Source organism: Mycolicibacterium arseniciresistens (assembly GCF_030519285.1).
GTDB classification, from domain to species: Bacteria; Actinomycetota; Actinomycetes; order Mycobacteriales; family Mycobacteriaceae; genus Mycobacterium; species Mycobacterium arseniciresistens.
Window position 1 is genome coordinate 1 of sequence record NZ_JAUMSQ010000009.1, and the last position, 9,378, is coordinate 9,378.

At 71.2% G+C, this 9,378-nt stretch carries 8 protein-coding genes; 5 read left to right on the forward strand and 3 right to left on the reverse strand.

The features are described from left to right. Window positions 1-15 precede the first annotated feature (15 nt). Both Q2100_RS02710 and Q2100_RS02715 read right to left on the reverse strand, forming a co-directional pair. Complete coding sequence (locus tag Q2100_RS02710; protein ID WP_302912771.1) at window positions 16-618, reverse strand: DinB family protein; 603 nt, start codon at window positions 616-618, stop codon at window positions 16-18. A gap of 4 nt (window positions 619-622) precedes the next feature. Next, window positions 623-1,162 (reverse strand): DinB family protein, encoded by a 540-nt coding sequence (locus tag Q2100_RS02715; RefSeq protein ID WP_302912772.1) that lies wholly within the window; start codon window positions 1,160-1,162, stop codon window positions 623-625. Between the two features lie 62 nt (window positions 1,163-1,224). Between Q2100_RS02715 and Q2100_RS02720 the strand changes: the two genes are divergently transcribed. Further along, window positions 1,225-2,187 carry a helix-turn-helix transcriptional regulator gene (locus Q2100_RS02720; protein ID WP_302912773.1) on the forward strand — a complete coding sequence of 321 codons (963 nt, stop codon included), beginning with the start codon at window positions 1,225-1,227 and terminating at the stop codon, window positions 2,185-2,187. On the opposite strand, the gene Q2100_RS02725 is transcribed toward Q2100_RS02720, so the two are convergent. Then, window positions 2,180-2,728: a nucleotidyltransferase gene (locus tag Q2100_RS02725; protein ID WP_264011674.1), complete on the reverse strand. Its 549-nt coding sequence runs from the start codon at window positions 2,726-2,728 to the stop codon at window positions 2,180-2,182. The two genes, Q2100_RS02720 and Q2100_RS02725, sit on opposite strands and share 8 nt — an antisense overlap. A 50-nt stretch (window positions 2,729-2,778) precedes the next feature. Between Q2100_RS02725 and Q2100_RS02730 the strand changes: the two genes are divergently transcribed. From Q2100_RS02730 to Q2100_RS02745, 4 genes are read left to right on the forward strand one after another with little or no spacing between them, the layout of a single operon-like run. Further along, entirely contained in the window at window positions 2,779-3,543 is a 765-nt protein-coding gene (locus tag Q2100_RS02730; protein ID WP_269896809.1) for an endonuclease/exonuclease/phosphatase family protein, read from the forward strand. A gap of 20 nt (window positions 3,544-3,563) precedes the next feature. Beyond that, the gene (locus Q2100_RS02735; RefSeq protein WP_302912774.1) at window positions 3,564-7,751 is read left to right on the forward strand and encodes a glycoside hydrolase family 38 N-terminal domain-containing protein; all 4,188 of its coding nucleotides are present in this window, start codon (window positions 3,564-3,566) and stop codon (window positions 7,749-7,751) included. Then, window positions 7,748-8,353 (forward strand): DUF7158 domain-containing protein, encoded by a 606-nt coding sequence (locus Q2100_RS02740; protein ID WP_302912775.1) that lies wholly within the window; start codon window positions 7,748-7,750, stop codon window positions 8,351-8,353. The genes Q2100_RS02735 and Q2100_RS02740 overlap by 4 nt, the downstream gene beginning before the upstream one ends. Next, the gene (locus Q2100_RS02745; protein WP_302912776.1) at window positions 8,353-9,261 is read left to right on the forward strand and encodes an ROK family protein; all 909 of its coding nucleotides are present in this window, start codon (window positions 8,353-8,355) and stop codon (window positions 9,259-9,261) included. The genes Q2100_RS02740 and Q2100_RS02745 overlap by 1 nt, the downstream gene beginning before the upstream one ends. The last annotated feature ends 117 nt before the right edge of the window (window positions 9,262-9,378 follow it).

Genomic DNA, 9,378 nt, shown 5'->3' on the forward strand with positions numbered 1-9,378 from the left:
CTCGACCGGTAGGGATCAGGCCACCGTCGGCGGGCGCCACCGCGGCGCCCAGTCGGTCTCCGGCCACTCCTCGCGAGCGGCCAGCAATTCGTACATCGTTGCGCCGTCGATGGATTCGCGGATGATATCGGCGTGACCCGCGTGCCGGGAGAGCTCCTCGATGAGGTGCATCGCCGCCCAGCGCACCGACCAGTGATCGATGTCCTGCGGGAACCACGGGATACCGCGCGGGACGGGCACGAGGGTGTCGAGATCCTTTTTCCCGAACACCCGCAGGGTCTCGGCGTTCTGCGCCTTCAACGCCTCGAGGAGATCCTTCAGCGTCTCGTCCTCGCGCATCACGTACTGATCCTGGTATTCGGCCATCTGATCCTCCATCGGCCGGGGGTCCGGCGGCGGGAAATCGGGTGCGTGGGCGGCCCGTTCGGCCCAGCCCTTCTGCACCCCGGCGGCGTGTTTGACCAGCCCGCCGATCGACAGCGCACTGACCGACGGCGTGGCACGGGCCTGCTCGTCGGTCAGGCCGTACGCCGAGGACAGGAAGGCGTTCTGCTGGAACGCGAGGAACTCGATCAGACCCTGACGTTCGTCGGCGACGGGCGGGGGCATTCCGGGCATCGGCTCAGGCCTCTTTCTTGTTGGTGGAGTGTGCGTAAAGATCTCGGATGCAGGCGATCTCGGCCCCGTGGTGGATGACCTCCCGGTTGATGTGCAGCACCAGTTCCGACATCGAGCGTTCAGCGTAGGGCCCTTCGGCGGGGCCGCATCGCCGGTCGAGACCATCGTCGCCGAGTGTGCGCACCCCGTCGATCCAATTCCGGTAGGCATCGTCGAGTTGACGCAGCGCCGTGGCGGCATCGGTGGCGTAGGCCCAGGACTCGTAGTCGGCGGGTGGACCGCCGAAGTGACTGTGGTTGCGCACGGCGAGCACACCGACGATGACATGGGCCAGCCGCCAGGCGATCGTGGTGAACGGCTCCGGCTGCGGGGGCGGATAGCTGAAGTCGATGCCGCCGTCGCGGTGCACCGTCCAGCATCCGGGCACCGGCTCCCAGAAGTACTCGTCGTCGGTGAGTCCGTCCAGGCGCGGGCGCAGTGCGTTGGTCCAGTGGTATTCGAGCTGATCGGTCAGGACCGAGTTCAGGCCGGTTCGCGTTTCCATGGCACCACCCTCGCAGGGTTATAGGACTGTTTCGGTCCTAAGAGTGCGGCACGATGGTGAACATGGCGGAAACGACGAGCCGGGTGCTGCAGCTGCTCGGCCTGTTGCAGGGCCGGCGGGTGTGGACCGGCGACGAACTGGCCGACCGGCTGGGCGTGACCGCCCGGTGCGTGCGACGCGACATCGACCGCCTGCGGGAGCTGGGCTACCCGGTGCACGCCAGCAAGGGCCACGGTGGCGGCTACCAGCTCGGCGCGGGGGCGGCGTTGCCCCCGCTGCTTCTCGATCCCGACGAGGCGGTCGCGATGGCGGTCTGCCTGCGGCTGGCCGCCGGTGGCAGCGTCGCCGGTGTCGGCGAGTCGGCGCTGCGCGCGCTGAGCAAGCTGGACCAGGTGATGCCGGCGCGGCTGCGTTCGCAGGTGTCGGCGGTGCACGAGGCGACGGTGACGCTCACGTCGGGCACCACGGACACCCCGGTGGAGCCCGACGTGCTGATGACGCTCGCGCGGGCGTGCCGGGACCGCGAGCACGTCGCCGCCGGTTACGTCGACCGGGCGGGAACCGCCACCTCGCGCAGGCTCGAGCCGTACCAACTGGTCACCACCGGGCGGCGCTGGTATCTACTCGCCTTCGACCGCGACCGGCAGGACTGGCGCAGCCTGCGGCTGGACCGGATGGCTGACGTCCGCGCGCTCGGCAGCACGTTCACCGCGCGTGAGGCGCCCGACGCCGCCGACTACGTGCGCCGGGCGATCAGCGCATCGCCCTACCGCTACGTCGCCCGCATCCGCTTCGCGGCATCGGAAGAGACTCTGCGGCAACATTTCTCGGACGCCTCAGCGGTGATCGAGGCCGACGGCCCGAACGCCTGCATCGTCACCGCCGGCGCCGACGATCCCGAGCGCATGGCGGTGTACTTCGCGATGGTGGGCGTCGACTTCGAGGTGCTGGATCCGCCGGAGGTGGTCGAGGCGGCGGTGGTGGTCGCCGACCGGCTGCGTCGCGCGGTCGGAGGAGTCAGATGATGCCCAGCCGCTCGATCAGGAACAGGAAGGAGGCCGCGAACGGGCTGTCGGCGGTGGCGGCCCGCAGCCGGTCCCAGTCGACCTGCTCACGCACCGCGCGCACCGAGGGAAGCAGAGATCCGAAGTCGCAGTGGTGTTCGGTGAGCGAGTTGAGCTTCTCGATCAGCACTTCGGTCGGCGGCATGACGCGCATCCTGATCGCGAGCACGTCGAACTCCTCGCCCGCCTCGACCGTCGCCTTCGTCACCGCGACCCCGTTGAGTGCGTGCAGCACGTCGATGACGAAGTCGCTGCCTACGCAGGCCTTGAACAACCAGTCCTCGGGCGTCCGTTCGATCCGGAAGCCGGCCTTCTCCAGCGTCAGCGCCGCGGCCTCGGTGTCCGGTTCGGCGACCACGAAGTCCACGTCATGGACGGGTTCTGGCCCGCCGTACACCCACAGCGCATAGCTGCCTGCCAGCGCGAAGTCCGGTCCGTCCGCGCGCAGTGCGGACGCCGCGCGCCGTAGCGCGTCGCGCAGTTCGTCGTTTCGTGCAGCCAAGGATCTACCTCTGAGTGTCTGCGGTCGGCAAGTGCGGGTACCAAGTACCCATGCGGATGGCCACCTTCAACATTCTGCACGGACGCAGTTTGCGTCACGGCGACGTCGACCTCGGCCGGCTGGCCGATGCCGTGCGGGAACTCGACCCCGACATCCTCGCGCTCCAGGAGGTGGATTTCGACCAGCCGCGATCGGGCAAGGCCGACCTGACCGCCGTCGCGGCCGAGGCCATGCGAGCGGTCAGTCACCGGTTCGTCGCAGCGATCGCCGGAACCCCGGGAGCGACCTGGATGGCCGCCACCGGCCGCGAACAACCCGGCACGGCGGCCTACGGCATCGCGCTGCTGTCCCGATTCCCCGCCGAGACGTGGCAGGTGGTCCGTCTGCCGCGCATCCCGGTGCGGTTCCCGATGTACCTGCCGGGCCCGAATCGCGTGCAGATCGTCAACGAGGAGCCGCGCGCGGCGATGATCGGCCGACTCGACACGCCACTCGGACCGCTCACCGTCGCCAACACCCACCTGTCTTTCGTGCCGGGCTGGAACCGGGCGCAGATGCGGCGGCTGGTGCGCGACCTTCGCGGGTTCGACGGGCCGCGGGTGCTGATGGGCGACCTCAACATGACCCCGCCGACGCCGAGCCGCTGGTCGGGTTTCCGGCCGCTGGGAGCGGCGCTGACCTTCCCGGTGGAACAGCCCGACCGCCAGCTCGACCACATCCTGACCGACGACCCGACGCTGCGCGTCGACCGCGTCTTCGACGTCGCACTGCCGATCTCGGACCACCGAGCGCTCGTCGTAGACATTTCGCGCTGACGACACCGTAGGGTGCGGTGGTGCACGTCACCTCCGCGGAGTCGACGGAGCTGTTCGTCGGGCCGCCCGGCGCGCCGCTGCAGATCGTCCGTGTGAGCTACACCGGCGGTGACGCCGGACTGATCGCGGTCCAGGGCGACGGGCTGGCCGGCGAGGTGCATACCGCATCCACCGACGGCACCGCCGAAGTACCGGTCGCGGTCGCGGATCCGGTGCCCGGCGAGCAGCGAGCCGCCAGGGCGGGCGACACCGAATTCGTCTTCACCGTCGCCGAACCCGGCTGGACCATGCACATGATCAGCCACTTCCACTACGACCCGGTGTGGTGGAACACCCAGGCCGCCTACACCAGTCAGTGGACCGAGGACCCGCCCGGGCGATGCAGGCAGACACACAGTTTCGACCTCGTGGCCGCTCACCTCGAGATGGCGCGCCGTGAACCGGAGTACAAGTTCGTCCTCGCCGAGGTCGACTACCTCAAGCCGTACTGGGACACCCATCCCGAGGACCGCGCCGACCTGCGCGCCATGATCGCCGACGGCCGCGTCGAGGTGATGGGTGGCACGTACAACGAGCCGAACACCAACCTCACCAGTGCCGAGACGACCATCCGGAACTTCGTGTGCGGGATGGGTTTTCAGCGCGACGTGCTCGGGGCGAGCCCCACCACCGCATGGCAGCTCGACGCGTTCGGCCACGATCCGCAGTTCCCCGGGATGGCCGCCGACGCCGGCCTGACGTCGAGTTCCTGGGCCCGTGGCCCGCACCACCAGTGGGGTCCGATGGCCGACGACGGCGACCCCGAACGTATGCAGTTCAGCAGTGAGTTCGAGTGGATCGCACCGTCCGGGCGGGGATTGCTCACCCACTACATGCCCGCGCACTACGCGGCGGGCTGGTGGATGGATTCCGCACCGTCGCTGGCGGAGGCGGAGGCCGCCACCCTCGACCTGTTCCAGAAGCTCAAGCGGGTCGCGCTGACCCGCAACGTGTTGCTGCCCGTCGGCACCGACTACACCCCGCCCAACAAGTGGGTCACGCAGATCCACCGCGACTGGGCGGCCCGCTACACCTGGCCGCGGTTCGTCTGCGCCCTGCCCGCTGAGTTCTTCGCCGCGGTGCGCGCCGAACTCGTCGACCGCGGGGTGGAACCGTCACCGCAGACCCGCGACATGAACCCGATCTACACCGGCAAGGACGTGTCGTACATCGACACCAAGCAGGCCAACCGCGCCGCAGAGGACGCCGTGCTCGACGCCGAACGCTTCGCGGTGTTCGCCGGGCTGGTGGGCGGCGCCACCTACCCGCAGGCCGCGCTGGCAAAGGCCTGGGTGCAGCTGGCCTACGGCGCCCACCATGACGCCATCACCGGCTCGGAATCCGATCAGGTCTACCTCGACCTGCTGACGGGCTGGCGCGATGCATGGCAGCTCGGCACCACCACCCGTGACAATGCGCTGACACTGCTGTCGCGAGCAGTCGGCGACCACACCGGACCGGACGGTAGATCGGTCGTAGTGTGGAACACGTTGACACACAACCGGGATGACATCGTCACGGTGCGACTCGACGAGCCCGTCGGCGCCGGCGTGTGCGTGCGTGACACCGACGGCGCCGAGGTGCCCGCACTCGTCGAAGACGACGGCCACACGGTCAGTTGGCTCGCCCGCGACATGCCGTCGCTGGGATGGCGGTCCTACCGGCTGGCGGCCGCCGCGCCCGCGTCGGGGTGGGATCTATTGCCGGACAATGTGATAAGTAACGAGTATTACCGGCTGCAGGCCGATCCGGCACGCGGTGGCGGGGTGGTCTCACTCGTCGAGGCCGGGGCGGGGCGCGACCTCATCGCGCCGGGTGCGGTCGGCAATGAACTCGCCGTCTACGACGAGTATCCCGCGCATCCGAAATCCGGTGAGGGACCGTGGCATCTGCTGCCCAGCGGCCCGGTGACCGGGTCGTCGGCGGCCGCCGCCGAGGTGACCGCGCTGCGAAGCGCACTGGGGGAGCGGCTGGTGGTGCGCGGCGCCATCCCCGGCGTTCTGCGCTACACCCAGACGCTGACCCTGTGGCGCGGAGTCGCCCGGGTGGACTGCCGCACCACGATCGACGAGTTCACCGGGGCCGACAAGCTGCTGCGGCTGCGCTGGCCGTGCCCGGTGCCGGGCGGACTGCCGGTCAGCGAGGTGGCCGACGCGGTGATCGGCCGCGGCTTCGGACTGCTGCACGACCGTGGTGCCGAGACGGCCGTCGACTCCGCTGCGCACCCGTGGACGCTGGACAACCCGGCATACGGCTGGTTCGGCCTGTCGTCGGCGGTGCGGGTGCGGATCGGTGCGCAGGTGTGCCCGGTCGGCGTCGCCGAGGTGGTCACACCCGCCGAGTCGTTGTCCGCCCCGACCGCCCGCGACCTGGTCGTCGCGCTGGCCCGCGCCGGCGTGACCGCCACCTGCAGCAGCGCCGACAAGTCCCGCTACGGGGACCTCGCCGTCGACTCGAACCTGCCCGACACCCGGATCGCACTCGGTGGCCCGGACCAGAACGCCTTCACCGCAGCGGTTCTGGACACCGCCGACCCCACGTACGGTCAGGAGTTGCAGCGACAGCTGCGGGAAACGGGATCGGCGCGCGTGTGGGTGTCCGCCGCGGCATCGCCGGCGACGGCTTGGGTGCCCGGCGCCGATCTGCGCGCCGTGCAGGCGCTGCCGGTGCTGATCGTCGCCGGCCCGGGCGCCGTCGCCGCGCTGGTCGACGACCTCGACGACGCCGAGATCACCGTCGACCAACAGGCCGCCGTCACCGCGGCGCCGTTCGAGGCGCACACCGTGGCGGTGCTCAACCGCGGTGTTCCCGGATTCGCCGTCGACCCCGACGGCACCCTGCACACCTCACTGATGCGGTCCTGCACCGGATGGCCGTCGGGCACCTGGATCGACCCGCCGCGGCGTACCGCGCCCGACGGCTCCAATTTCCAGCTGCAGCACTGGACGCACACGTTCGACTACGCGCTCGTCTCCGGTGCCGGCGACTGGCGCGACGCCGATGTGCCGGCCCGCAGCGCCGCGTTCTCCCACCCGCTGCTCGCGGTCGCCGGCCACGGTGAACCGGAGGGCGGTCTGCCGCCGTGGGGGTCGCTGCTGACGGTCGAGCCCGCCGCCTCGGTGACAGTCGGTGCGATCAAGGCGGCGGGCAACCCGCTGGCCGCCGGCAGTGTGCGGCAAGCCGACCCCTCCGCCGGTGTGGTGCTCCGGCTCGTCGAGACACGCGGCGGCACAGCCGATGTGGTGTTGCACTCGGGTCTGCGTACGGTGTCGGACGCCACTCGCGTCGACCTGCTCGAACAGCCCCTTCGCTCCTCGTCCGGCCATGACCGGCTGCGGCTGCACGGGTTCGAGATCGCCACGGTGTCGACGCGGCTCAATCTGCCGCGGGTGCTGGACGGGGAGCCCACCATGCTGGCGCCGGAATCCGAGGCCGCCCAGCCGCTGTTCGCCAGGTACTGGCTGCACAACCGTGGGCCCGCGCCGCTGGGCGGCCTGCCCGCCGTCGCGCATCTGCATCCCGACCGCACCAGCGCCGAACCGGGCTCCGCCGTGCGGCTACGGCTCACCGCCGCCAGCGACTGCACCGACGCAGCGCTGCACGGCCATGTCCGGCTCGTCCTGCCCACCGGCTGGACGGCCGACCCCGCCGAGTTGCCGTTCGTGCTGCCGCCCGGCGAGCACCTGACCGCCGACCTCGCCGTGCAGGTGCCCGCCCAGGCCGGGCCCGGGCTGTACCCCGTGCGCGCCGAACTGGCGGTCACCGGGGCCGACATCGCTCACATCCCCGAATCCTGGCGTCAGACAGTCGAAGACATCTGCATCGTCGAGGTCGGCCCGGTCGCGGACACCGCTCTGCTGAAACTGGTCGCCGAACCGTCGCCGGTCGACATCGTCGCGGGGGAGTCGGCCACGCTGTCGGCGACGGTGGGTTCGGATGCGCTCGCGGACCTGTCCGTCGAGGCGCACCTGATCAGCCCGTGGGGCACGTGGGAGTGGATGGGGCCCGCCGCGGTGGGCGCCAACATACCGGCGTCGGGTTCGGTGGAGCTGTCGTTCGACGTGCGGCCGCCGGTCTGGCTCGACCCGGGCGAGTGGTGGGCGCTGATCCGCGTCGCGGGCGCCGGCCGGCTGCTGTACACATCCGCGGTGAAGGTGGTGGTCCGATGAGCGTCGCCGCGACAGTCGGGGGCAGCCCCGTGCGGGCAGAGGAGATCGACGAGCGCGAAGCCGCGCTGCGCGCCCGCACACCCGCGTCGGCATTGCCGCGGCCCGGCACGAGTGAAGGCCGCCAGTTGCGCCGCTGGCTCACCCAGCTGCTGGTGACCGAGCGGGTGGTGGCGGCCGAGGCCCAGACACGCGGACTGACCGCCGACGGCGCGCCCGGTGAGCCGGAAGTGCTGCCGGACAACGCAGCCCGCCTCGACATCGGCAGCGTGGCCGCAGCCGTGCTGGCCGACCCGCTGGCGCGGGCGGTGTTCGCCGACGTCACCGCCGACGTCGTCGTCCCGCCCGAGGCGGTGGCGGAATACCACGCGCGCAACCCGATGCGCTTCGCGGACAGCGCACGCGGACACGGGTGGCATTCGCCGCCAAGGCCGCCGGCGCTGCCCGCGGTCAGGCCGGCGATCGAGGCCCATCTGCTGTCCGCCGCGCGACGCAGGGCGTTCCGGTGGTGGCTCGACGCGCGGCGCGTCGAACTCGTGTCACTCGCACCGGGATACGAGCACCCCGGCGATCCCCGCCAGCCCGACAACACCCACCGCCACTGATGGGGCCTCTTACGCTGGCGCTCGACATCGGCGGCACCAAGATCGCCGCGGGCCTGGTCGACGACGAGGGGACGCTGGTGCACCAGGCGAAACTCCCGACGCCGCGCACCGACGCCGAGGCGATCTGGCACGTGGTGGACGAACTGATCGTCGGTGCACTCGCGGCGGCGGGCGGCGGTGTCCGCGGCGTCGGCATCGCGTCGGCTGGTCCGATCGACCTGCCGGCCGGCACCGTCAGCCCCATCAACATCACTTTGTGGCAACGCTTTCCGATCGTCGAGCGCGTGGCCGCGGTCACCGGTGTCCCGGTGCGTCTCGGCGGGGACGGGTTGTGCATGGCGATGGGGGAGCGCTGGCGCGGCGCGGCGCGGGGCGCAGAGTTCCTGCTCGGGATGGTGGTGTCGACCGGGGTTGGCGGCGGCCTCGTGCTCGACGGGGCGCCCTACGACGGGCGCAGCGGCAACGCCGGCCACGTCGGCCACGTGGTGGTCGACCCGGAGGGCGCGCTGTGCTCGTGCGGCGGGCACGGCTGCGTGGAGACCGTCGCCGCCGGACCGCGGATGGCCCGGTGGGCCCGCGAACACGGCTGGAACGCGCCGGCGGACGCCGACGCCAAGGAACTCGCCGACGCCGTGGTCGCAGGCGATCCCGTGGCACAACGGGCCTTCCGCCGCGGCGCGACCGCCGTCGCGGCGACGATCGCGTCGGTGGCAGCGGTGTGCGATCTGGACCTCGTCGTCATCGGCGGCGGCGTCGCGAAGTCCGGTCCACTGCTGTTCGACCCGGTGCGCGAGGCGCTCACGCACTACGCCGGCCTGGACTTCCTGCGCGCGGTCCGCGTGCTGCCCGCCGAGCTCGGCGGCGACGCGGGGCTGGTCGGCGCGGCCGCCCTGCTGCGGGACGCTTGAGGTGCCTACCGCGGTGACCTCGCAGGGAATAGTGCCCGCACCGCGGGTGTCATAGAGGCGGCGGCGAAAGGGCTCACATGCGTGTCGGAGTGGTGTTCCCCCAGACGGAACTGGGCG

What these genes read in the sequence shown, in the direction of transcription:
- Q2100_RS02745 (WP_302912776.1), top strand. Translation starts at nt 8,353, where the DNA reads ATGGGGCCTCTTACGCTGGCGCTCGACATCGGCGGCACCAAGATCGCC.
- Q2100_RS02730 (WP_269896809.1), top strand. Translation starts at nt 2,779, where the DNA reads ATGCGGATGGCCACCTTCAACATTCTGCACGGACGCAGTTTGCGTCAC.
- Q2100_RS02740 (WP_302912775.1), top strand. Translation starts at nt 7,748, where the DNA reads ATGAGCGTCGCCGCGACAGTCGGGGGCAGCCCCGTGCGGGCAGAGGAG.
- Q2100_RS02715 (WP_302912772.1), bottom strand. Translation starts at nt 1,162, where the DNA reads ATGGAAACGCGAACCGGCCTGAACTCGGTCCTGACCGATCAGCTCGAA.
- Q2100_RS02710 (WP_302912771.1), bottom strand. Translation starts at nt 618, where the DNA reads ATGCCCGGAATGCCCCCGCCCGTCGCCGACGAACGTCAGGGTCTGATC.
- Q2100_RS02720 (WP_302912773.1), top strand. Translation starts at nt 1,225, where the DNA reads ATGGCGGAAACGACGAGCCGGGTGCTGCAGCTGCTCGGCCTGTTGCAG.